The 24963-nt window shown below is 41.2% G+C and carries 24 protein-coding genes; 2 read left to right on the top strand and 22 right to left on the bottom strand.

Annotation, left to right across the window (positions count from 1 at the left end; all coding sequences use genetic code 11):
• Position 1: 1 nt before the first annotated feature.
• The 5 genes from CTY48_RS06295 to CTY48_RS06275 are packed head-to-tail and all read right to left on the bottom strand — an operon-like array spanning position 2 to position 7163.
• Entirely contained in the window at positions 2–2746 is a 2745-nt protein-coding gene (locus tag CTY48_RS06295) for an ATP-binding protein (protein WP_099467674.1), read from the bottom strand.
• A 60-nt stretch (positions 2747–2806) separates the two neighbouring features.
• A complete protein-coding gene (locus CTY48_RS06290; protein WP_099467673.1) occupies positions 2807–3817 on the bottom strand; it encodes an NAD(P)H-dependent glycerol-3-phosphate dehydrogenase in 1011 nt (336 codons plus the stop codon).
• 16 nt (positions 3818–3833) lie between these two features.
• Positions 3834–4466, bottom strand: a complete 633-nt coding sequence (plsY, locus tag CTY48_RS06285) for a glycerol-3-phosphate 1-O-acyltransferase PlsY (RefSeq protein ID WP_099467672.1) — start codon at positions 4464–4466, stop codon at positions 3834–3836.
• Position 4467: 1 nt separating this feature from the next.
• Positions 4468–5793, bottom strand: coding sequence for a ribosome biogenesis GTPase Der (gene der / locus CTY48_RS06280; RefSeq protein ID WP_099467671.1), 1326 nt, complete (start codon positions 5791–5793; stop codon positions 4468–4470).
• 53 nt (positions 5794–5846) lie between these two features.
• The gene (locus CTY48_RS06275) at positions 5847–7163 is read right to left on the bottom strand and encodes a DUF512 domain-containing protein (protein WP_099467670.1); all 1317 of its coding nucleotides are present in this window, start codon (positions 7161–7163) and stop codon (positions 5847–5849) included.
• A gap of 163 nt (positions 7164–7326) precedes the next feature.
• Between CTY48_RS06275 and CTY48_RS06270 the strand changes: the two genes are divergently transcribed.
• Positions 7327–8508 carry a ribose-phosphate pyrophosphokinase gene (locus CTY48_RS06270; RefSeq protein WP_099467669.1) on the top strand — a complete coding sequence of 394 codons (1182 nt, stop codon included), beginning with the start codon at positions 7327–7329 and terminating at the stop codon, positions 8506–8508.
• Between the two features lie 142 nt (positions 8509–8650).
• Here CTY48_RS06270 and CTY48_RS06265 read toward each other — a convergent pair whose 3' ends face one another.
• The 15 genes from CTY48_RS06265 to CTY48_RS06195 form a co-directional block, all read right to left on the bottom strand.
• Positions 8651–9904: an HD domain-containing phosphohydrolase gene (locus CTY48_RS06265; RefSeq protein WP_099467668.1), complete on the bottom strand. Its 1254-nt coding sequence runs from the start codon at positions 9902–9904 to the stop codon at positions 8651–8653.
• 238 nt (positions 9905–10142) lie between these two features.
• Entirely contained in the window at positions 10143–10526 is a 384-nt protein-coding gene (locus CTY48_RS06260) for a desulfoferrodoxin family protein (RefSeq protein ID WP_180272657.1), read from the bottom strand.
• A gap of 122 nt (positions 10527–10648) precedes the next feature.
• Positions 10649–10804, bottom strand: coding sequence for a rubredoxin (locus tag CTY48_RS06255; RefSeq protein WP_099467666.1), 156 nt, complete (start codon positions 10802–10804; stop codon positions 10649–10651).
• Positions 10805–10979: 175 nt separating this feature from the next.
• Entirely contained in the window at positions 10980–11837 is an 858-nt protein-coding gene (gene pgeF, locus CTY48_RS06250) for a peptidoglycan editing factor PgeF (protein WP_099467665.1), read from the bottom strand.
• Positions 11838–11849: 12 nt separating this feature from the next.
• Positions 11850–12203 carry a YraN family protein gene (locus CTY48_RS06245; protein ID WP_236354783.1) on the bottom strand — a complete coding sequence of 118 codons (354 nt, stop codon included), beginning with the start codon at positions 12201–12203 and terminating at the stop codon, positions 11850–11852.
• A gap of 28 nt (positions 12204–12231) precedes the next feature.
• Positions 12232–12552, bottom strand: a complete 321-nt coding sequence (locus CTY48_RS06240; protein ID WP_099467663.1) for an EscU/YscU/HrcU family type III secretion system export apparatus switch protein — start codon at positions 12550–12552, stop codon at positions 12232–12234.
• Positions 12553–12562: 10 nt separating this feature from the next.
• Positions 12563–14587, bottom strand: a complete 2025-nt coding sequence (gene fliK / locus CTY48_RS06235) for a flagellar hook-length control protein FliK (protein ID WP_099467662.1) — start codon at positions 14585–14587, stop codon at positions 12563–12565.
• 12 nt (positions 14588–14599) lie between these two features.
• A complete protein-coding gene (locus CTY48_RS06230; protein WP_099467661.1) occupies positions 14600–15358 on the bottom strand; it encodes a ribonuclease HII in 759 nt (252 codons plus the stop codon).
• A gap of 10 nt (positions 15359–15368) precedes the next feature.
• Positions 15369–15938: a signal peptidase I gene (lepB, locus tag CTY48_RS06225; protein ID WP_099467660.1), complete on the bottom strand. Its 570-nt coding sequence runs from the start codon at positions 15936–15938 to the stop codon at positions 15369–15371.
• A gap of 58 nt (positions 15939–15996) precedes the next feature.
• Positions 15997–16842: a ribosome biogenesis GTPase YlqF gene (ylqF, locus tag CTY48_RS06220; protein WP_099467659.1), complete on the bottom strand. Its 846-nt coding sequence runs from the start codon at positions 16840–16842 to the stop codon at positions 15997–15999.
• Between the two features lie 44 nt (positions 16843–16886).
• Positions 16887–17459 carry a signal peptidase I gene (gene lepB / locus CTY48_RS06215; protein WP_099467658.1) on the bottom strand — a complete coding sequence of 191 codons (573 nt, stop codon included), beginning with the start codon at positions 17457–17459 and terminating at the stop codon, positions 16887–16889.
• 107 nt (positions 17460–17566) lie between these two features.
• Positions 17567–17914: a 50S ribosomal protein L19 gene (gene rplS / locus CTY48_RS06210; protein ID WP_099467657.1), complete on the bottom strand. Its 348-nt coding sequence runs from the start codon at positions 17912–17914 to the stop codon at positions 17567–17569.
• Positions 17915–18087: 173 nt separating this feature from the next.
• Entirely contained in the window at positions 18088–18666 is a 579-nt protein-coding gene (locus CTY48_RS06205) for a dipicolinate synthase subunit B (protein ID WP_099467656.1), read from the bottom strand.
• 19 nt (positions 18667–18685) lie between these two features.
• Entirely contained in the window at positions 18686–19552 is an 867-nt protein-coding gene (gene dpsA / locus CTY48_RS06200; RefSeq protein WP_099467655.1) for a dipicolinate synthase subunit DpsA, read from the bottom strand.
• 120 nt (positions 19553–19672) lie between these two features.
• Complete coding sequence (locus CTY48_RS06195) at positions 19673–20614, bottom strand: helix-turn-helix transcriptional regulator (RefSeq protein ID WP_099467654.1); 942 nt, start codon at positions 20612–20614, stop codon at positions 19673–19675.
• A 95-nt stretch (positions 20615–20709) separates the two neighbouring features.
• Here CTY48_RS06195 and CTY48_RS06190 point away from each other — a divergent pair, with 95 nt between their 5' ends.
• Positions 20710–21324, top strand: a complete 615-nt coding sequence (locus CTY48_RS06190) for a peptidase E (RefSeq protein WP_099467653.1) — start codon at positions 20710–20712, stop codon at positions 21322–21324.
• A 98-nt stretch (positions 21325–21422) separates the two neighbouring features.
• Here CTY48_RS06190 and CTY48_RS06185 read toward each other — a convergent pair whose 3' ends face one another.
• Both CTY48_RS06185 and CTY48_RS06180 read right to left on the bottom strand, forming a co-directional pair.
• On the bottom strand, positions 21423–21854 hold the full coding sequence (locus CTY48_RS06185; RefSeq protein WP_099467652.1) for a hypothetical protein: 432 nt from the start codon (positions 21852–21854) through the stop codon (positions 21423–21425).
• A 12-nt stretch (positions 21855–21866) separates the two neighbouring features.
• A complete protein-coding gene (locus CTY48_RS06180) occupies positions 21867–24962 on the bottom strand; it encodes a glycoside hydrolase family 3 protein (RefSeq protein ID WP_099467651.1) in 3096 nt (1031 codons plus the stop codon).
• Position 24963 lies beyond the last annotated feature (1 nt).

Here is a 24963-nt window from a genome sequence, read left to right as displayed (position 1 = left end):
CTTACCTGCTTTCCTGCAAACAGCTATTGATAAAGTCCAATGCCTCATCATATTCCAGCTCTTCAATTTGTTTTTTCAATATTTTTATATTCGTTCTCAATTTCTCATCCATCTCAAGGAATAACAGCTTTGAGACCTCCTCCTCAGCAAGTGATGCTTCAAAATCCTCCAGAAGCTTTTCTATCTTTTTAAGCTCCTCAAAAATTTCGGTCTGACTTACCGCTACCGTTGCCCTCTCTTTGGGTGTAGGCTTGGCCTCCTCTGTTTCTCTGTCTTTCAAAAATACCTCAATATTTTCAATGAGTTCCTCATACATCCCGGCAAACTCTTCTATATTATTATGGAGGAAATCGTAATTTTCTTCCTTACCTGCAAACTCATGCTTCTTGGCAAGCTCTCCAAGCTCAATCGCACCGATTGATGCCATGGCACCCTTTGCTCCATGTGCCTCAACTATGTAGCGTTGATATTCTTCCCTCTTCAGACACTCTCTTAACAGGCGGCATTTCATCCTTCCCTCTCTGGCGGTTATTTTTAAAATTTCCACATAATTGTCACGGTTTCCGTTGCAGTTCTTGATTCCCACAACGCTGTTAATTCCTTTAATCTCGATTGGATTTGCCTTCTGCGCTTTCTGCTCCCCCGTGATTTCACCTGAAAATTCCAGTACATTGGCAGGCAGATGTTTGAGCAATACCATCTCAAGCTTATCAATTTCAATCGGCTTTGCGATATAGTCTTGAAAACCTGCCTCCAAAAACATTTCCTTTGCCCCGCTCACAACATTTGCTGTCAGGGCAATCACCGGCAGTCTCTTATAATAGTCTCCTTCTTTGCCTCGCAGCATTTTCAATGTCTGTATTCCATCAAGCTCCGGCATCATGTAATCCAACAGCACCAAATCATATTTCGGGCTTTGCAGAAGTCTAAGCCCTTCTTTTCCGCTTCTCGCCAAGGTTAAATTAATTTTGTAATAACGCAGCAAGCCGCTTATTACCTCCAGATTAATTTCGTTGTCATCAATAACAAGCACCTTTGCCTTGGAAGCCGTAAACTGCTTGTTCGGACTTATTTTGTTATAGCTTAATTTGCTTACATCGCCCTCCAAAGCTGCTGCAATTGCAATACCGCTTAAAGGTCTTCTCAATACCATTGCATTGTTATATTCCTGCAAAGGTGTGCTGTGATTAATCAATACGCAGACTGCCGTATTTTGCGTATGATTTTTGATAAACTCCTCATCTATTAAATACATGCCTCTTGCAATAAACAGATGTGTAAACTTCTCTTTGAAAAGCATCTCACGCATATTTGCCGGATTTTTTACAATCAACGTCTCTACATTAAGCTGTGTAAAAAAACGGCTTAACACCTCTGCATGCTGTCTTGTTTTTTCCAGAACGAGTACTCTTTTCTTCCTCTCATCCTCAATTTGAATCATAGGCTCCCGATTCACAATCTTCTGCGGAAGCAAAACGGAAAAGGTCGTTCCCTTTCCGTACTCGCTTGTGGCGGAAATACTTCCTCCCATAAGCCCCAAAAGCTGCTTACAGATGGCAAGCCCCAGACCGGTTCCCTCGATATTTCGATGGTTCTCCTCCCCGACACGCTCAAAGCTTGTAAATATTTTATTTATATTTTCTTCCTGTATTCCGATACCGGTGTCGGTGACATTGATGAACAAAAATACAAATTCCTGCCTGAATCTACAGCTTACCGAGACCGTGATAGAGCCCTTATCCGTAAATTTGACCGCATTATTTAAAATGTTAATCAATATCTGGCGCACTCTGGCCGGATCTCCTAACAGTTCACTCGGAATCTTGGGATCGATATGCACAAAAAGCTCTACGTCCTTCTTCATAAGGCGAATGGATATCATATTAATCACCTCATCAAGAACGGCAGAAAAGCGGTATCGCTCAAAAACAATACGCATTTTTCCCGATTCGATTTTAGAAAAATCCAAGATATCATTGATGATTGACAGAAGGGAAACACTTGCATTTTGAATGTTATAAGCCTTTTCTCTCACATCGTCATTGATGTCCGCCCTTAAAATAAGCTCAAGCATTCCGATAATCGCATTCATTGGTGTCCTGATTTCATGGGACATATTTGCAAGAAATATACTCTTTGCCTTATTTGCCTCTTTTGCAAAGGATATCGCAGCTTCTGCTTTTTTCTTTTCTTTTAGATAAATTCCATTTTGGAATTTTATAATTGTCACAATTCCGATTGTCACAACAATCGTTATCGCAGTTTTATCATAATAACGCTTCCATTTATACGCAATCGGCACCATAATTTCAGGATGCACATACTGCATGACACCCAGAAGAACGAGCATAACAACCTGCAAGCTTATAAGAACAACCAGCTTCTTCTTGTTATCGCTCACAAAATAAGTCATTACGACAAGCAAGGCAAAGGCAACCGGCATTCCTCCCTCCAAGCCTCCCAGCGTCATGAATATAACCGGGTATACAATGAAAGAAACAATCACAACTGCCAGATAAGAACCGTCTTGAATATTTTTAGTTTTGTGAACTCCAAAGCATAAAAGAGGCAGAGCAAAAAGCACTCCAACAAGTATCCAGGTCCATACCATTGAAGCATTTCTTAAATAGGAGGCGCCTGTTCCCGCCACACAAGACATTCCTGTAATAATAAGTATTACATGAAACTGCCTCACGTCTAGCGGCAAGCTTTCTCCCAGAAATTTTTCAAACATTTTTTTCCACATATCTGCTCATCCTCTGTCAACTCTGCTGAAACAACTACTCATTCTGTCGGATGCGTATCGTTAGTCCCACGGTAACTCAGAGTGTTCTATCTTTTTATCACGAATCATTAACTCCTTTACAGCCTCTGCTGCCGGCTTGTTATGAAACAGAATTTCATTTACCTGCTCAATAATCGGAAGCGGAACCCCATACTTCTCGGAAAGCTTCACTGCCGCCTTCGTTGAGTATACACCCTCCACTACCATCTTCACTTCATCCATCGCGGCTTCCATTGTGTAGCCTTTTCCTATTAAAATTCCGGCTCTTCTGTTTCTGCTGTGCATACTGGCACAGGTAACAATCAAATCTCCAATTCCCGAAAGACCGGAAAAAGTTTCCCTTTTTCCTCCCATCACCGTACCGAGACGACTGATTTCAGTAATTCCTCTCGTAATTAGAGCCGCCTTTGTGTTGTCTCCATATCCGAGTCCGTCCGCAATACCGGCTGCGAGAGCGATTACATTTTTGAGTGCACCTCCAAGCTCAATCCCCAGTATATCAGGGCTTGTATATACACGAAACACTTCATTCATAAATGTATTCTGAATAAATTCGGCACTCTCCCTTGTCTTTGCGCCTGCCACGCACGTTGTCGGGATTCCTCTGCCTACCTCCTCCGCATGGCTTGGCCCGGATAAAACAGCGGCATTTACGCCCGGAATTTCTTCTTCTATAATATCAGTGAGTGTATATAACGTACTTTCTTCTACTCCCTTTGCCACATTCACAATGAGCTGATTTTCCTTTACATATTCCTTTAACAGCTTGCTTGTGCTTCGCACATAAGGGGACGGTACCGCCATGACAAGCATGTCCTTTCCCGTTGCAGCCTCCTGCAAATTGCTTGTAATCAAAATATCCTCCGGAATTTTAACACCCGGCAGCTTATCCTTATGCTCTCTCTTTTCTCCCAGCATTTTAACTTCGTCTTCTATCACAGACCAAATTGTAACGTCATGTCCGTTTTTGTGCAGCAATACCGCAAGGGCAATGCCCCAGCTTCCGGCTCCTATAATACTAACCTTACTCATATTATCACCTCATTTTTTATTTTTGACCGAGTTTTCTCTCCGTCTTATTTGCAAGTCTGACAATGTTTTGCCTATGTCTGTAAAAAGCAAGTGCGGTCAATACAATGCCTACCGCATACAGCTCATATAAATACGGCTGTGCCAGTCCAAAATTTCCCATACTTCCGAAAATAAACAGTTCAATCAGAAAACCTGCCATTAAAAGCAGCGAGCCGAGGGAAACATAGCGTGTCACTGCAACTGTAATCACAAAAGTAAAAAATCCGATAATCGCCATAGGACCATTGAAAGACAAAATCATTCCGGCTGTGGCCGCGATGCCTTTTCCCCCCTTAAATCCCAGATAAAAAGGAAAATTATGTCCAAGTACGGTACCAAGTCCCGCATACATTACCAAAAGCGGCGTAATATCTTGGTTGGAAGAACCAAACAGCTTTCTCACTACAAATGCTGCTAAAACAGCTTTTAAACAATCCCCCAAAAAGGTAATCAGACCTGCCTTAAAGCCTAATGTGCGCAGTGCATTTGTGGTTCCTGCATTTCCGCTTCCCATCTGCCTGATATCTACATGCTTAATTTTTCCATATATGTAGCCGGTTTGAAACAAACCGCACACATAGCCTATTAAAATACACACCAATCGTTCCATGTTACTGATTATCCTTTCGCTCTCTTGTTATAAATTTCAGAGCGGTTCCCTTAAAACCGAAAGCTTCCCTGATTCTGTTTTCCAAATATCTCGTATAGGAAAAGTGCATAAGCTCTTTGTCATTTACAAACAGCACAAATGTAGGTGGCTTTACTGACACCTGCGTAATGTAGTATATCTTTAACCTTTTTCCCTTATCGGAAGGCGGCTGCTGCATCGCAACGGCTTCCGCAACAATCTCGTTTAATACACCTGTTGCAACTCTTAGATTCTGATTCTGAATTACCACCTCAATCTGCTCAAAAATCTTTGGCAGTCTCTGCCCTGTCTCTGCTGAGATAAAAATAATCTCCGCATACGGCATATAGGCAAGTTCCTGACGAATTCTATTTGTATATTCATAGATAGTCTTGTCATTTTTTTCAATCGCATCCCACTTGTTAACCGCAATGATAATACCTTTTCCTCTGTCGTGGGCGATACCTGCTATTTTCGTATCCTGATCCGTGATTCCTTCTGTGGCATCAATCATCACAACAACAATATCTGCGCGGTCCACCGCTGCCACCGTACGAATAATACTGTAGCGTTCAATTTCTTCTTTTATCTTACTTTTCCTTCGAAGTCCTGCCGTATCAATAAAAACATATTCCTTGTCATCATAAATTACCGCCGTATCAACGGCATCTCTCGTCGTACCTGCAATATCCGATACAATAAGCCGCTTTTCGCCAAGCAATTTATTGATGAGGGAGGATTTTCCAACATTCGGCTTTCCTACAATCGCAATTCTTGGTCTCTCGTCCTCTTCCTCATCCATCTCTTCTTTATTAAAGTGAGCGGTCACAACGTCGAGCATATCGCCAAGTCCTAATCTGGAAGCCGCTGATACCGGAACCGGATCACCGATTCCCAAATTATAAAATTCATATACATCAGGCATAAACTTTTCAAAGCTGTCCACCTTATTGACTACCAATACAACCGGTTTTTTAGAACGTCTGAGCATATCTGCTACCTTCGCATCCGAATCGACAAGCCCCTGGCGCACATCCGTGATAAAGACAATAACATCTGCCGTCTCAATCGCGATTTCCGCCTGTTCTCTCATCTGAGACAAAATAACATCACTGCTTTCCGGCTCAATACCGCCCGTATCAATCAGCGTAAATGACATATCAAGCCATGTCACATCCGCATAAATTCTGTCCCTTGTCACTCCCGGTGTATCCTGGACAATGGATATTTTATCTCCTGCTAAAACATTAAACAATGTTGACTTTCCCACATTGGGGCGCCCAACAATTGCTACAATCGGTTTACTCATATATTTTCTCCTTTTCAAAAAAGCCTGTTATCGTAATAGTAAAAACAATGTCTTTATAGCTCTTGAAGCACCGCTTCAACAAAATCACGTCCGCTTGATTCTACAATATCTATTTTGACTTGTAAAGCATTTTCCAATTGCGCAAGCGTAATATCATCCAAAAACACATCCTCACCGCTTCTTAATACATTGCAAGGAAGCAAAAGCCTCTCGCCAAGTTCCTTATCTTTTAGCTGCGCAATTAAATCCTGTCCTGTAATCAAACCGGATACGGTAATCTTCGGTCCAAAAAAGTGATTGATAATCTCATATACTCGGACCGTAACATTGGGAAATCTTTCACAAAGTTTCTCTGCCATCCGATTAATATAAGGATATGCAGAAACTCCGGTTGCAATACTAAGAGTTAATTTTCTGTCATCTCCCTCAAGCGTTTTCAATGTTTCTTCAAACTCATCCAGCAAAAGTCTTACCATGCCGACACCGTTTTCAAGCTGCTGATAGCCATCATAATTGTCTGCCTGCGGAAAATTCTCTTCTGCCATGATATACCACTCATCCCCCGCATGGATAAAATGAGTTCCAAATTCCTCATAGAGGCGCTTTTGCCAACTATGAATCTGCTCAAGAACTGCCCTGCTGTCCTCCTTCGTAAATATCTCCAGCTCGCTCAGTCCCTCTCTGAATTTTGTAAGCCCCACCGGAACAACGGACACTCCCTTTAGGTGAGGAATGTATTTTGACATATCCGAAATACTCCTGTCAAGCTCTTTTCCGTCATTGATACCCTTGCACAGAACAATCTGCCCGTTCATCTCAATGCCTGCCTCATAGAACCTGTCCACCTTTTTTAATGCCTCTCCCGCAAATCGGTTGTGCAGCATCTTGCAGCGAAGCTCCGGATTGGTCGTGTGAAAGGACACATTAATCGGCGCAAGATGGTATTCGATAATTCGATTAATATCCTTCTCGCTCATATTAGTCAACGTCACATAATTTCCCTGTAAAAAGGATAATCTTGAGTCATCATCCTTAAAATAGAGCGTCTCTCGCATTCCCTCCGGCATCTGGTCAATAAAACAAAATACACATTTATTATGGCAGGATTTGTAATCATCCATCAATCCATTTTCAAATTCTATACCAATGTCTTCACCGTAATCTTTTTCAATGTCAATTTCCCATTCTTCTCCGTTTGGCTTTCCAATCACCAGCACAATAACTTCGTCTTCCGCAAGATACTGGTAATCAAAGACATCCTCTATCACTTTATCATTTATGGAAATCAGACTGTCTCCAACCTCAATCTCCATCTCCTCTGCAATACTTCCCGGCACAATTCTACTGATTATATGCCCTTTTCTATTCATAATACTGCTCCTTGTCTATCTCTCTTATCTATTCCTATCTATTTATCATACTAAAATTAATAATAAAAAGCAATAAATCTTGACGTTCTTTCCGCATGATGTTATAAATGATAAGGAAAACATTTTATTTTTAATACTTAATATCACTATTCGGAGGAAAGCTATGACTGATCTTTCTTTATTAGAAAATTCTATTCCCGTTGCCCCTTTAAAAATTGCTTCTTTGGAGGGTTGCCTGGAACTTGCATCGGGCGTTAATGACTATATTCTGGATTTTAGAAAAAATCCGAAGTCTGATTTGAAATCCCGCAATTTGTTAAAAGGCTATGACAATACGACCTATCTTGCAAAATGTGCTTGTCCGCGTTTTGGCACCGGCGAGGCAAAGGGTGCTTTTTATGAATCAATCCGCGGCACTGATTTGTTTATTATGGTGGATGTTTGCAATTACAGCCTGACCTACACCGTGAGCGGACATCAAAACCATATGTCACCGGATGACCATTATCAGGATTTAAAGAGAATTATCTCCGCGGCAACCGGAAAAGCACATCGTATTACTGTTATCATGCCATTCTTATATGAAGGAAGACAACATAAACGTACCCGCCGTGAATCCTTAGACTGCGGTATCGCACTGGAGGAGCTTGTAAATATGGGCGTGAGCAACATTATTACCTTTGATGCACATGATCCGCGCGTACAAAATGCAATTCCGCTGAGCGGCTTTGACAATTTCTCTGCCTACTATCAATTTTTGAAAGCTCTTCTTTCTGCCGAAAAAGAATTGAACATTGATAACGAGCATCTGATGATTATCAGCCCTGACGAAGGTGCTATGCACAGAGCTGTTTATTTGTCAAACGTGCTTGGTGTTGATATGGGAATGTTCTACAAACGCCGTGACTATTCTACTATTATAAATGGAAAAAATCCGATTGTGGCTCATGAATTTTTAGGTGACAGCGTGGAGGGCAAGGATGTTATCATCATCGATGATATGATTTCCTCCGGCGAAAGTATGCTTGATGTTGCAAAACAGTTGAAGGAGCGCAAGGCAAACCGTATTTTCATTTTCTCTACCTTCGGCCTGTTCACAGATGGACTTGATAAATTTGACGAGTATTATGAAAAAGGATTTATCAACCGTGTTGTCACAACCGACTTAATCTATCGTACTCCTGAGCTTCTCTCAAAGGAATATTATTTGGAGGCAAAGATGGGCAAGTTCCTCGCTACGATTATTGACAGTTTAAACCACGATGTTGCTATCGGACATGTGTTAAGTCCGACGGAAAAGATACACACCATTCTAGAAAAATATAACAATAAAATTGACTTTTAAATAAGAAAGTGTGAGCTTTGCTCGCACTTCGCGCTTGAGCGGGTTGCGAAGCAACAACTTCCTCTCCGCGAGGTGCGCACAAAACAGGGTTACGCTTTGGTGTTCTGCCAATCGTAGCCCTGTTTTCATTTGCTAACACTTTTTATAAAAAGAGAAATGCTTCATATTTTTCACTTGCTTCTTTTCTTGCTTTTTCCTGAATCTCTTTAATTGCTGCAAAATTATCCGCCAGCAAAGAAACAATCTCACCATCAAGCGCATTTTCCTTCACCATATTGTTCAGCACTCTAAGTATCATCTCATCATTCATTCCTTCCCGGTATGGTCTGTCCTCTGTAATTGCGGTAAAAACATCGGCAACAGCCATAATGCGGGCGCCCTTTGACAACTGATCCCCCTTTAGATGGAACGGATAGCCCTTTCCGTCGAGTCTCTCATGGTGATATGCCGCCCATCCCTTAATTTCCTCAAATTCCGGAATCGCATCTAAAAGATGATAGGTATAGTATGTATGGGAACGTATCTCATTAAATTCGTCCATTGTGAGTTTTCCCGGCTTCTCCAAAATTTCATTGCTGATGGCAAGCTTTCCAAGGTCATGCAGATAACCTGCTACAAGCATATATTTGCAGTCCGTCTGCGAAAAGCCGGAAAGCCTTGCAAGTTCCCGTGCCGTATTGGCAACTCCCGCTGAATGACGGGACGTAAACTTGCTCCTAAAGTCGATAATATAGGAAAACAACAATGTAACTTCTATGATGTCCTCTATATACAGCTCTTCCATCTCAAAACGGCTTGTATCAATCCTATCCGCCGGATAGCGGGATAGAATATCAAACCAAATGTATTCTTCCTCGCTCAGCTGCTCCAAGGCTTCTATAATACTTGGTACAAAAACATTTTTACTTCCGCCCTTTATCGCCTTAATAATAGCAGGGAGCTGAGTCAATATATTTTCATCCTTATTAATCGCAGAGCATGCACGGTCTGCCACATGTATGATATGGCTTCCGAAATTAACCTTCTCTTCCCCGCAGCAAATTCCCTGACCATTCTCCCACGGCAGATGGTGGTATTTAACAAGACTTCCTATTTTTTGCAGCGGACCGCATTCCTGTAAAAGCTTCGCCCCGATAAATGCATGGTTATTAATATAATATGGTTCGTTCTCTATAAATTCTAATCTTTGGTCCTTTGACACTGCACCAATATCGTGTACCAGCCCTGCCAAAAAGACATCACGCTGCTCCTCCACCGGAAGCCCCAGCCTTTCTGCCAGACGGCAGGAAAGATATGCCACCTGCTGCTGGTGATTCGAAAGCAGCGGAGACACCAAGTCCTGCGCACCTGAAACACTTTTTAAAAGTGCAAATAAATTAATTCTCATATTGTCCATTTAATCACTCCGATATCTATGATCTTTATCCTAATAACGTGTGAGCTATGTTCACACGTTGCGCCCGAGCGGATTGCATAGCAACAACTTCCACTCCGTGAGGTGCGCATAATATTTATTAATCATAGGAAATCAGTAGGAATTTCCTATGATATAAAAAACCCCAATAAGAAAATAACTTTACGTTATATATCCTATCGGGATTTAAACTTCATCTTCTTTTATTTCTTATGTTTTTTTATATTTCTTTTTTCCACAATCCGTGAAGATTACAGTACTCATATGCTGCAACTGCCTCTTCACCATTCAATGTAAAAGCAGCCTTCGGCTTATCATCAGGAGTTAAGTATTTCATCTGGAATCCCTTATCTGTCTCCAGATAAATCCACTGAATTGAATGCTCCGGTGTCATTGGGTGCTCTACACTTCCAACTTCTACCGTAACTATGTCGTCATCTACGTTAATTACAGGAACGTGCTTTTCCGTAGCTGCGTCTACTGTATTCGGAACAATCTCAGTCATCTTGTCTCCGCAACAGACCAAAGGAGCTCCTGATTCATCAATAAATGTAACTAAGTTACCGCAGTGCTTACAGACATAAAATCTTGGTTCTTTCTTCATTACCATTCCTCCTTGTTATTTACATTAACCGGAATAAATCTCTTCAAATTCATTCCGGTTAATTATTCATGACAAGTGAAGCTGCGAGCAGCTTCACTTGTTTACTCTTTACTGCTATGCAATTAGATTTCAGTAAATGCGTCTTTGGGTAATCCACAAACAGGGCAAACCCAGTCTTCTGGAACGTCTTCCCATGCTGTTCCCGGAGCAATTCCGCCGTCCGGATCTCCAACCTCTGGATCGTATACATAACTACAAGGACATTCATACTTACTCATTCCAAACACCTCCGTCATTAATTTACTGTGCTTTTTAACTTCTAGCATGTTTCATTATAACACAAAATAAAAAAAATTGGTACCTATTTACAAAATATTTATATTAAAATTTGATATTATTACAAAATCATATTATGTCACATTTTGACTTTTGCATTCATATGAACTGCTTTTTCTATTCCTTCAGCGCCAAAAATGCCGCTAAATTCCCCCTCATTCCTTGTGTTGCTCTGTGGGAATAAAATATTTCTTGATTGCAGCAAGTACATATAGCAGAGACCGAAATATGTTCTTCCAAAATCCCTGCCTCCATCAGTACATATCGGTTTATCTCCCACAAATCAAGCTGATATTTTCCGTTTTTCTTGCGATAACATATTTTGTCTATAATCTCAGGCCCAAAGTTTTTTTCAAATTCGTCAATCACCTCACGGCTCACCTCATAGCAGTCGATACAGATAGACGGTCCGATTGCCGCTATCATATCCTTTGGATTGGAGCCGTACTCCTCCTGCATTCTCTCCACCGTCTTTTTTCCCATCTTATTGACGGTCCCTCTCCAGCCGGAATGACTTAAGCCTATGGCATGGTGGACAGGGTCTACAAAATAAAGCGGTACACAGTCTGCATAAAATGTCACAAGTGTGACACCCGCTTCATTCGTGATAAGCCCGTCAACATCCTCATAATCCCTCTCTCTCACAATGCCTTTTCCTCTGTCAGCCCTTGTGACAGTGCGGACGTTTGTGGTATGCGTCTGCTGAGAAAGTACAAGACTCTCATACTCGACTCCCATCGCCTTTGTGATACGTCTGTAATTCTCATTCACATTTTCCTCGTCGTCCCCTCTTGTGTAGCTTAGGTTCATTGAGCTCAAATGCTCCTTGCTGACGCCGCCCAGCTTCGTTGAAAAACCATGTATAACCTGATTTGTCTCATCTATATTTTTGAAAAATAAATATGGTACTTCGTTTTTCAGAGCAAGTACCATATCTTCTCTGTCATTTTTTCTGATTAAATTTATATGATTCATTTCATACTTCCTTTAGCCGCAATATTCAAATGCATTTTTAAAAAGTCTTATCTCATTTCCCAAAATTGAAACCACATCAAAGCAGCAGGCCGTTTCCTGCGAATAGCCTCTTCTTACCAGATAATAAGACGCAGTCTGGCTAATCTGATGCTGTTTTTTATAATTCACCGCTTCCTCCGGCATGCCTAACCGCTCGTCGCTTCGGTACTTCACCTCAACAAACCGAAGATATCCGTCTTTTTTGGCGATGATATCAATTTCCCCCCGCCTGCATCGAAAATTCTGCTCCAAAATCTCATAACCCTCTGTCTTTAAATATAACGCAGCAATCTTTTCATAATCTTCCCCTATGCTTCTCTTATTCACCCATGTTACCTCATTTTTTATACGATGCTCACACTTTCTTGTCATAATCCAGCTTGCGTTTTAGATTGTCCATGCGGTCAACAAACACGAGAACCTCCGCAACCACCTCATAGAGCTCCGGCGGTATCATATCGCCGATTGTGAGTGTTGAGAGAGATTTGGACAGCTTGGCGTCCTCGTGAATCGGCACATCTGACTCACCTGCCGTCTCGATTATTTTATCTGCCAGATATCCTTTTCCTGTTGCCACTACTCTCGGAGCGTTTTCCTCCGTATTATATTGAAGTGCCACGGCAATTTTATCCATATCCGGTTTTGGATTTTTATTCTTATCGTTCTCCTGCCTCATTTTGCCTCCTCTATGTTCTCACATCAAATGCATAACGTTTCAAAGAGGTAATCGTCTTATCCTTCTCTAAAAAATCATCCACAAAATCCGGCTCTTTTTCCATTGCCTCTGCGGTTGCCGTTGCCTGATAGCCTTTTTCTCTGAGTTGTTCAATCAAGCTTTCTAAGTTGTTATCGACAAGCTCAATCGATTCCTTGTTTTTCAGCGAAAATTTGGCATTGACCTGATTTCCTGACATTGTTAAATATATATCAGTCATTCCCAGAACCTCCATATCAAGATGAAGCAGCACACTTAGATTTCCGTCGTGTTCCTTTAAACTTTTCTTGTTCGTATAAACATAGAGGTCACTGTGAGCCTCCTCATTCGAAAATTTGACCGGTATCTGAAGATAGGTAAAGTTCTGGTTCACCTGCTCCATAAAGTTTAAGTTACTTCTCATATTTGACACGTCTCGCATCAAGCTGCTATTTTCTTTTCCGATTGTTTCAAGGAGGGTTGAAAGCTGTCTGGTCTGTTCCTCCATGCCCTTGTACAGCTTAGACATTTTGTCAGGCTCATTTAAATTCTCTGGTTTTACAAGCCATTGTTCCTTGATTGACTGCTTTAAAACCTCCATATATTCCTTGCTGTTAAACAGAACATCCGCCTTCTCCGAATGGTTGCCGTTTTCCAGCAGAAGCTTAACCTGATTTAGCAATTCCCGGCTTGTGATGGTTCCATCCTTTACTTGAATGAGTAAAGTTTCCTTAGCGCCTAGCTCCTTTAGATTTTCAGCAAGAGATGCTAATTCTCTTCCGTTTAAGGTGGCTTGGAGAAGTTTTTCCTGCCCCGTCTGCAAATTTTCAGGAAGTTGCCCTGCCTTTGCTGCCTCTGCATTTTGGCTTGCTGTATTTAACGCCTCAGTGGAATTTGAAGTTGCTGCTGTACCTGCCGCCATTTCATTTGGATTTGCACTTCCGTTTATGACCGCTGCTGTTTCATTTGAATTTATTATACCGGTTATTCCTGCTGCTGTTTCATTTGGCATTGTTATGCCAGCCGCCTCTGCATTCGAACTGCCGCTTATCCCCGCCGCTGATACGTTTGTTTCGCCATTTATACCTGTCGCAGCACTCATATTAGACGCACTGCTTGCACCTGCATCCACTTTTACATTTACACCTGCTGCCTCTGCCATACCGCTTGCACCAGCCATCAATCCGCTTTTGTTTTCTACACTGGCGCCGCCTACTCCGGCTTCTATATTCGGTATATTGCCTGGCATAGTTCCTGTCTTTGCCGCTTCTGCCACAGCCCTGCCATCAAGCGCATAACCTTGGTCCGCCTTTTGACTTTCGACATTGTTTGGCTGACTGCCTAATATCTCAATCAATCTATTATTCAACTGTATGGCAAGTGACTTGTTCTCGCCTTGGACCTCTTTTAACAGCTCTGCCAGGCTGTTCGCCACATTGCCGACCTCTTTTACTATTCTATGCTCATAATTCTTATAATTTTCAAATTGCTGGATATTTTCCTTCGTCACTTCAATGCCAAGCTTATTCATTTTTACGATAACATCCGTATCCGTTTCCGGATGCATATTGATCTGCTTCATCATATCTGTAATTGATTTTTTGTCGATGGATAAGCCTTCCTTCAGCATTGCGTTGACCAGACTTAAATTTTTATCTGTAATGGGCAGATTTGCCGCCTGCAATGCCTTTTGCAATACCGGATTGGGATTTTGTGTGTCCGCGACAGGTCTTATCTCAATGCGAGAGCCGCTGTTTGCCTCCACCTCAAAATCAACTTTTTGCCCTACCGTCAAGTTGATTCCTGATTCCAGCCTTGCATTTAGTACCTGTCCGTTCTCTAAACCTATGGAAACCTGCGATCCTTTTACCTCCAATATTTCGCCTCGAAATACCTTGCCCGCGGCAAAGCCCGACAGGTCTGACTGTGTGGAAGCTCTTGCATTTTGAGCGTCCAAGCTTTGTGCCATGCCCGCTGATTTATTATTAGAAGATATGTTTGAATAACCAATTTCCATAAGCTCAACTCCCTAGATAAAATTCTTAATAAATGTGCCCCTATGTATCGGAGATGCTCCGTATTTCTTTAATGCCTCTATATGTGTGGCTGTCCCATAACCCTTGTTTTCCCCAAAGGAATATTCCGGCATAATCTCATCGTATTCCTTCATCAGACGATCTCGCGTCACTTTCGCGATAATGCTTGCTGCCGCGATGGAGACACTTTTCGCGTCACCCTTTATAATCGGCACCTGCTTCATGGAAAGACCAGGTATTGTGACCGCATCATTTAATAATATATCGGGTGAAACCTTCAAATTCTTAACCGCAATCCGCATCGCTTCGTAGGTCGCCTGCAATATATTGATATCATCAATCACCTGCGGTCCGACCATTCCGACTCCGACCGCTACCGCCTTCTCCATAATCTCATCGTAGAGTGCTTCCCTCTTCTTTTCATTCAGCTTTTTCGAATCGTTTAGGTACAAAATATCACAATCCTTCGGTAAAATAACAGCGGATGCCACGACAGGCCCCGCCAAAGGACCTCTTCCCACCTCATCAATACCACAGATAGCCTTGTATTCTCCATACTTTTTTTCATATTGTTTCATTGTCTCAATTCTTGCTTTTTCTGCTTCGATCTTATCAAGAATGTTTTGATACTTTTTTAATAATTGGACGACACCGCTTCGCTCATCAGTCTCATATTTTCTTATTAATACAGGCAGCATATTAATATCTGCTGCCTGCAATTCTTCTTTTATTTGATTTATCTTCTTTTCCATTGCCATTCTCCTACTGATGCTTTAAAACACCAAATTTATCAAGCGGCCATATTCTTACCCATGCTCTGCCGATAATATCTGACCTGTGAATATTGCCTACGTCAGGCTCTCTGCTGTCCGCGCTGGCATTTCTGTTGTCTCCCATGACAAAATATTCGTCATCACCCAGCGTAATCGCCTCACTTGCTCTACCCGCCGACTGTATGACCTCACGTCCGTAGGATTCCTCCAACACCTCACCATTGATAAGAATATCTCCATCAATAATCTGAACAGTCTCTCCCGGCATTCCGATGATTCTCTTTATGTAAAAAGTATCGTCCTCATATTGATACGGAAATACAATAATGTCAAATCTTTTCGGATCTGAAAAACGATAGGTTATCTTATCTACGATTAAATTATCTTTATCACTCAACGTGTTTTCCATTGATGAGCCGCTTACCATCGTCCGCTGCCCAACAAAGGTGACAATCAATCCTGCCATTGCCAGTACAATCACCATATACATGATTAGCTCCAGCAACTCCCTTGCCACACTTTTATTCTCTGATTCACCCTTGTCTCGCTTATTTTTCATCTAACTGACCTGTCCCTTTCTGTCTGTCCTCGTATCTTCCCCCTTAAACATCATAGTACTATTCTTCCGGAAATTCAAGTGTAATTCGCCCGAGTCTTCCACTTCTGAAATCGTCAATTAATAAGTTGGAAGCCTTCACAAGGTCAAGCTCGTTACCTCTGACCTTACATTGCCGGTTTTCTGCAATATTTTGAAGTGCTTCCACCTCATTCTCAACCTCGGCAATGCTATATCGCTCCTCCAACAATCCCTGATATCTAACCTTTAAAAATTTAATCAGCTCTATCGCCAGCTCTTCCACATTTAAGATTTCATCCTTGATTGAACCGATCAGGGCAAGTCTAAGCCCTACCGTCTGGTCCTCAAATTTAGGCCACAAAATACCCGGGGTGTCCAAAAGCTCCACGTTTTTGTTCAGACGTATCCATTGCTTTCCCTTTGTCACACCTGGCCTGTTGCCTGTCTTCGTACATGCTTTGCCCGCAAAGGTATTGATAAAGGTAGATTTTCCTACGTTCGGGATTCCCACTACCATCGCTCTTACCGGACGGTTTAAAATTCCTCTTTTTCGGTCTCTCTCAATCTTTTCCTTACAAGCCTCCTGAATCACGCTGTTTACATTTTTGATTCCGTTTCCGTTCCTGGAATTCACCTTGACAACAAAAAAACCTTTTGCCTCAAAGTATTTCTTCCATTCATCGTTTCCTTTATCGCTTGACAAATCAGACTTATTTAACAAAATAAGCCTTGCCTTATTCTTACCTAATTCATCTATATCGGGATTACGGCTGCTTAGCGGAATTCTTGCATCAACAAGCTCAATCACTAAATCGATAAGCTTGATATCTTCCTGCATCATTCGCTTTGCCTTCGTCATATGTCCCGGGTACCACTGAAAATGCATCTTTATTTCCTCCATTTGTGCTGTTCGCACATTTGATATGCGGTCTATTCAATAAATCCGATTTTATTTTTCGGCGCAATTCGAAACCACGCTTTTCCCGCTATATCATCTATATTTACATTGCCTGTCTCGGCAAATCTACTGTCTTCACTGTTATTTCGGTTATCCCCCAGCACAAAATATTCATCCGCTCCAAGAGTGATAGGATTTGCTGCCAAGCCTGCGTTATCCATATCCTCTACAGCAATACTTTCCTCCAAAATTTCACCGTCTATATATATTTTACCATCGATAATCTGCACAGTTTCCCCCGGCAATCCGATCACCCGCTTAATATAATAATGAAGCTTCTCATTGCCGTATGGTTTAAACACTACAATATCATTCCGGTTTGGTGTGCTGACCTCATATATAAATTTGTTGATAATAACAACATCATCATTTTCCAGAGTCGGAGACATCGATTCCCCAATAATACTGGTTTTTTCCCCGATAAAATGAACCAATGCAAATGCTATAATAAGCACAACTGCAATATCAAATATCCAGATAAAAATCTCTCGTAAAAGTGAAGCACTAATTTTCTTTTTTTTCTTATAAAAGTTAAGTTCACCCATCTCACATCATCCTTAGTTCATCAAACGTTGCCATTCCCTTCAAGTTTCTTAGAAAAAAGGGACAACATACATTAAGTACTTGTCCCTGTCAGGTCTCATTTCAGTTATTATTTTACTAACTCTTTTACCTTAGCTCTCTTACCTACACGATCTCTTAAGTAGTAAAGTTTTGCTCTTCTTACTTTACCCATTCTTACTACTTCAACCTTCTCTACGAAAGGAGAGTGTAATGGCCAAGTCTTCTCTACTCCGATTCCATTGGAATTCTTTCTTACTGTAAAAGTAGCTCTTGAGCTTCCGCCCTGCTTCTTTAATACAGTACCTTCGAATACCTGAATTCTTTCACGGGTTCCTTCTTTAATCTTAGCATGTACTCTAACTGTATCACCAACATTAAACTGAGGTACTTCCTTCTTTAACTGTTCTGCTTCAATGTTCTTAATAATATCGTTCACTTGTGTGACCTCCTTAATATTTGGATGTTCTTAATACGTTCTCGTAACAGAGGACCATCTATTTGTTCTCACAATGTCTTATTTTAACACATAAAATATTATTTGGCAAGCATTAAAATTTTCAAAAAAACAGGCTTACCGCGCTTGGTAAACCTGTTTTTTTGAAATATGAATCAGAGCAATATCGGCTGAATCTGTTCCCCGTCCAAAGCCATTTCAAGGGTTGCAACAATCTTCGTTGTATCCGCTATCATGGATTTTGGCTTTCCACTGTAGTTATCCTGACCAAACGGGACAAAATAGACACCTTTTGCTGTAAGCAGGCCGCCTATGTTTTTTAGATTCAGTCCAAGGGCATCGTTGGTGGAAATCGAAATAACCAACGGCTTATTGTTTCTCATATGTGCTTTTGCAGCCATCAGTACGGGAGTATCCGTGATGGCATTGCTTAATTTTGCAATCGTATTGCCCGTGCAAGGGGCTATAATCAAAATATCGAGCATTCCCTTTGGTCCCAAGGGTTCTGCTCCTTCTATGGAAGTGACCGGCTCATTTGACGTTATTTTCTGGATTTCACTCACAAAATCAAACGCCTTACCAAAACGTGTATCAATACTCATTGCATTATAGGAAAAAATAGGAATCACATTGGCTCCCTCATTCACTAAATGAATGACCTCTTTTTTCACATTGTCAAATGTACAAAAAGAACCTGTTATGGCAAAACCTATATTAATGCCGTTTAATTGCATAAAATTGCTCCTAATCTTTTCACGAAGGCAGCAAATGTTCCATGGATTGAAGCAATATTTCGGCAGAGGTCTTCGGAGCGTATTTCCCCGGAAGTCCCAATGCTAAAACAGCTTTGATACCGAGCTTTTTACATTGCTCAAAGTCCGTTCCTCCGGGTTTGGACGCAATGTCAATGATGACAACCTCTCGCTTGCATTCTGCGAGCCACGAGGCTGTGATAATCATAGCCGGTATTGTATTAAACAAAAAATCAAATTCAAAAAGCTCCTTTGACGCCTCTTCGAGCGAAATTGTATGAAATCCTGCCTCTCTTGCCGAGGCTCTCTGTTCTTTACTCCTTGCGGCTATCGTAACATTCGCTTTTAATGCTTTCAAGCTTTCTGCCAATACTTTGGCACATCGTCCGTATCCTGTCACAAGACACCTGCTTTCGCACAGGTTAATATCACTTTGCCGGATAGCCTCCAATATCGTTCCTTCGGCTGTCGCAATGGCATTTTTTACCGCCACCGTCTCATCCTCCATAAAGTCAAAATAAACTGCATTCTGGCTCTTTGCCTTTTCTACCGTAAGTTCATCCATGCAGCCTCCAAGTAATATATGTCTTTGCCGAATGAATGAGACAAATTCGTCTAGCCGAACGGATACGTCTGTGTCGGAATAAATATGAATGCCGTCTCTCGTAAAGGGAATCGGTCCAATTATTATGTCACAGTCTTTCATGATGGTTTCCAAGGACTGTGCAGTTTCTATATGATTTATATTTGTCTCAGCCAAATTGACTCCCAATGTAATTACATGAAAGTCCTTTTCAGCCAACAGCTTACACATATAAAGCTGTCTCTTGTCGCCGCCTATCACCGCAATATTCCTGTTTCCCGACATTTGCTGCCCCCTTTCGTTATATTATATGTGAGGATTAAAAATGTGTGATTTCAAGTTAAAATTATTGATTATCAAACCAAACTCTTGTTCTGCAAGCACAATTCTAATTTAAAGGAATTTTTATATTTCGGACAAATATTTTTTGAGAACACTTAATTTTTCAATAATTAGATTTTTAAGTGATGCCGGTTGTATGGATAATATATTTTTACCATACCCTATAAAGTAGTTTGAAATAAAGTTTTCCTCTCCTTTGTTATAAAAGCCTTGAATAAAATAGCGCCCGCTTTCTGAGTCAAGTTTCATTGAGGGATAGTGTTCCTTATAAAATAAATCAACCCCTTTTCGGGATGTTTCAATTATGAAATCAGTAGCATCCTTTGTTTTATACAATATGTCGGAAGACCTCATAAACTCAGAAAGAGGCTTAGAAGGATATTGATCGCTTTCTGCAATACCCAAAATTTTATCGCAGCGAAATACTTGGGGACTATTTGTTTCAAAATTGTGCCCTGTAGCGTACCACTGCCCATAAGCCGATGAAATATTGAAAAATTGAATGTGATAACATTGTTCTGTATCTTTTTTTAAATACTTTACTTTACATGTTTTTTCATCGATAGCGTATTGTAAAATATCACTTAAAAAATAACAATAATTGCTATGCTCAATTACAGCTAAGCTAAACACTTTTTCTATCTTGCGAAGCATTTCTATTTTTTCTTCTGATAAGCAATTTTCAAACTTTTCTTTTAGTTTTTCTACACTCAAATGAAAAGGGGTGGTTTCATAAGCTCTTAGGGTAAGCATTGAAAAATATAGTGCAAATACCTCATCAATGTTGAATACAATAGGAGATAACAATCTGTTTTGAAGTATTCCGTAATAGCCATTTCTGCCCTGTTGAGAATATATAGGCATACCAATCCTTTCTAATGATGCAATATCCCTAAGTGCTGTACTTTTTGATATATTATAGTTCTCCATTAAATCTCTTAAATTGAATGAGTTTTTGCCGTTTAAAAATAACATCATATCATTTAATCGTTCAGATTTATTCATAGCCTGTCCTTTCCGCCAATAAAAGGTATCACTATTTGACACCTTTTTATATTATACTATAATTAGAAAAAAACTCAAAGGAGAAAATACACGATATGAAAAGATTATTTTTAGTCTCATCTTTTAAAGATGTAGCTAACATATTTAAAGGGTTTGAAAAGAACTTAGCTGGTAAGACTGTAACATTTATTCCTACTGCCAGTGTAGTAGAAAAGGTTGTTTTTTATGTGAATGCAGGGAAAGAGGCTCTTGAGCAACTGGGTCTAATTGTTGATGTGTTGGAACTATCCACTGCTACTGCTGATGAAATAAGTGTCAAATTAAAAGGAAATGATTTCATCTATGTAACAGGCGGCAATACCTTTTTCTTGCTGCAGGAAATGAAAAAAACAGGAGCAGATAAAATAATTATAGAAGAAATAAATGCTGGTAAACTTTATATAGGAGAATCCGCAGGGGCAATGGTTACATCGGCAAATATTGAATATGTAAAGGGAATGGACAGCGTAAAAAAAGCACCGGACTTGTTGGACTTTGACGCTTTAGGTTTAGTGGAGTTTTATACAGTGCCGCATTACACCAACGCACCTTTCAAGAAAATTGCACAGAAAATAGTAGACAGCTATTCTTCCACTTTGAATTTATATCCCATCAGCAATAGCGATGCCATACTGGTTGAAAACGATGAATTTAAAATTGAAAGAAATTAACCAAAATCATTATTTTTAAGTTTTAACTAAAATACCGCAGACTTCTATAAAAGTCCACGGTATTTTATCTTTTGCCATTTTATTATAACACGGCCCTCTTACTCCTTTACAACCTTGAAAAAGGAAGCCGTAACACTTACAATAACTGCCAGCAGGCAAAGAACCATTCCGATAATTGCGCTGGAAAGATCAGACATTGTCTGTGCGTTATTTTCAAAGGTCATAATACTTGCAATGCTGTTGACACGACTGCTTATAAACGTTACCAATGCGGTTACAAGCAGTACTGCCGAAGCCACAGGCAGAATATCAAAATAGTTTTTCTCCCCTGCAAGGGTGGAAGCAGCTATAAAAGCGATTTCCAAAACGATTGCGATAACCGCGCAGGCGATAACACTTCCTTTTACCCCAAAATTAACAAAGTATGCGGTGTTGCAATTGATTAAGTAAAAAACGATGCCCGCAGCGGCTAAAATTACCGCAATCACAGTAAGGTAAAAGCCTGCCGCCTGTTTTTTTATAAATCCCATAGTTCTCCTCCTTTATTCGTTCTCACGCTTTTTCATACTTCTGATATACATTGCAATACAGCCGAGCGTAAGAATTGCAAATACAATCTGGCTTGCCAATAGCGCATTGTCGTACCAGGTGTTTACACTGGCAATGTGTGAGTTAACTGACAATCCGTCCATCGCATTTGAGTTTGCAAGTGCGTAGTTTTGCCAGAGCATTGCATTTTTTAGTGCCTGCATCATAGAAGCATCCTTGCTTACGCTTTCCAATGTCCAATAAGGCCATTTTACACTGACTGCTTCTATTTTGTTGTCACCTGTGTTACAAGTCATCGTAACACCGTTATACACTGCTTCCTTTAATACACTGTAGTTTGCATCCTGAATGAAGTCCTCTGACATAAGTCCCTTAAAGCCCCATTCACCTCTTAAAATGTTCATAAGCAGACCGGTATGTGCATTTCCGGCCGTTACACCGACACGGTTATAGGTTGTCATAACACCAAGTGCCCCTGCATCCTCAATCACTGCCTGTATTCCTCTAAGCTCATTTTCACGAGCCTTCTGCTCTGTCATAAACACACTGATTCCGGAACGGTTAATTTCCGTATCATTGAAGGCAAAATGCTTCGGAGCGATAATACAGCCGTATTCCTTACCTGCCGCAACATAAGCTGCCGCCTGATTTGCTGTTAAAACGGCATCTTCTGAATAATATTCATGGTTTCTTGCATTGTAAGGTACACGGTGAAGATTTGTACCGGAACCCCAGAAAATAGTCAGGTTCGCCCATATCGAATAGTTTCCTACAACGGTGCCATATTCTGCTGCCAGCTGCTTGCTAAATGTCTGTCCGATAACCGTTGCATTGCTCATTGTTCCGAATTTATAGTCTAAGTTCTTGTCACTCTCGTCAACCACATACGGGTCACCGGAGGATGCATCTTTGTTTGCATACTGACCAAGCGGATAGGAATTGATACCGTTTGGACCGTCATTTTGAATTGCTTCCGGAGAAACAATTGATTCTATCGATTTTGTGCTTGTTCCGCCAAATCCGGTACGAATCATAGCTTCTTCCAGCGAAATCTGATCGATTAAGCTTGACCAGCGAGAATCCTCAATATCCGTAACACCCTTTAATGCCGCAAGGGAAAGTTCGTTATCCGCATCAAATACGACGGAGGAGGCATCACCCTGCTCTTTGATTTCTACCAAATCATTTTGAAGAACTGCAAGCATCTCGTCATTTGCTGTTAAATTCTCATAAGTCTTTGGCCATGTTCCCTTCCAATCATTTCTGGAGAGGTAGGTCACGGTATCCGGCATATAGTAATTCAAATCTGCATCTTCGAGCTGATTTTCTACCGCTGTACCGTTTTGGGAATAAGCAAAGGTTGTGGAATCAAATGCCGCTAATTCCCAAGTCTGCACGTTTTGTGCATTGCCCTCTTGTGTCATACCATTTTCCGCTGTAAGCCCCTGTGCGGACAATACGTTGTTGACTGCCTCATGGCTGCCGTTTCCAACTGTAAAATAGTAGGTGCCGTCATCTAAAATGTAAGTTCCCTTTGTGCCTGCCACATTGTCAAAGGTACTGTCCCAGCTTGCCATATCTTGTGCATCCGCGGTGATTGTAACAGTCTGAGAAGCTCCCGGCTCAATTACATCTGTTTTCTCATAGTCTAAGAGCTGAATGGCTGATTTTTCTACAAGGTTTTGTTTGTCATACTCGGTGTACGGAAGGGAAACATAAAGCTGTACTGCATCTTTGCCCGCAACACTTCCTGTGTTTGTAACTGTAACGGTTGCGGTAACTGTCTTATTTTCCAGATTTACTTCTAAGCTGTCTAAAGTCTGCTCAAAGGTCGTGTAGGACAGACCAAATCCAAACGGATAGGAAACCTCTGACTGATAAGACCATTCTCCAGATGTAGAGCTTCCTGCTGAATCAAGAGCATTTCCCTGACCCAGTACGCCGTCCGCATATCTGGTTTCATAATATTTATATCCGGTATAAATACTTTCTGCCTCCACAAGAGCGGAATTGATTGAGTAAGCAGAGTCTGGATTTGTATATTCATAGTTTCCGTAGTTTTGTGCCGCCGGAGAGTTCGCATTCACAACCGCATAGGTATCGGTCAAGTGACCGGATGGATTTGCCTCTCCCGTCAAAATATCTGCAACTCCATAAAAACCATATCCGCCCGGGAGTCCGATTTGAAGTATCGCATCTACGCCGTCGTTATTCTTTAACTCATCAATCTCCATTGCACTTGCATTGTTGAGCAGTACAATTACTTTACCGTTATTTCCTTCTTTTGCGGCAACCGCAGCATTGATGATGTCTCTTTCTGTATCAGAAAGTCCAAGCGGGTCTGTCTGGTTTAAATCCTGCTCCGGATTTACCCCTTCTTCCCCCGGCATATAATTGGCATTTTCGCCTGCCGCTCTGGCAATTGTCACAATCATTACATTGTAATCATCCATGCTTGTTTTCCACTCAGGTTCTGTACTGTCCAAAAGCTCCTGTGAAGCCTCCGCACTTGTAAAATAACCTGTTGTGGAAGGAGCTACCGCACGATAATATTCAATCGCCTGTCCCCAAGGCATCACGACCTCAGACTTAAATTCCTCCTTCAATCCCTCATACATTTTCTGGATAATCGGATTTATCTCAAGTCCCTTTGCGGCAAATGCCTGAACCATGTCAACTGTGTCGGCATCTGTGCCCGTATTCACGGAAAGTGTACTTCCCATATCACCGCCCTGAACCGGATAGTAGCTGCTGAATCCAAGAAGTGATATTTTCTTGCTCTCGTCAGCAGAAAGCGGAAGTGCGCCGTTGTTCTTTAACAATACGCTTCCCTCTTCGTTCATTCTCTCTCCAAGGTCCTCAATAGCGTCTAAAAGCTCTGTTGTGTTGGAATAATCAGACGTATAGGTATATAAATTTTCCCCTTCTGCCGCCTCCGTGATTAACTGTGTGCTCTTTGTACCGAGAAACTTATCAATGTCGGTACGAAAGCTGTCAATAACCGTTGATGTTGTAAGTGTCAGCGTAAGCAATGATGCCGTAACAGCAGTCAATCCGCGCCATACGCGACGTTTTTTGTTTCCTTTCATA

The sequence above is a fragment of the Konateibacter massiliensis genome (assembly GCF_900184995.1).
Classification (GTDB): Bacteria; Bacillota; Clostridia; order Lachnospirales; family Lachnospiraceae; genus Lachnotalea; species Lachnotalea massiliensis.
The sequence above is the reverse complement of the archived record's forward strand: the minus strand, read 5'-3'. Positions and strand labels throughout refer to the sequence as shown.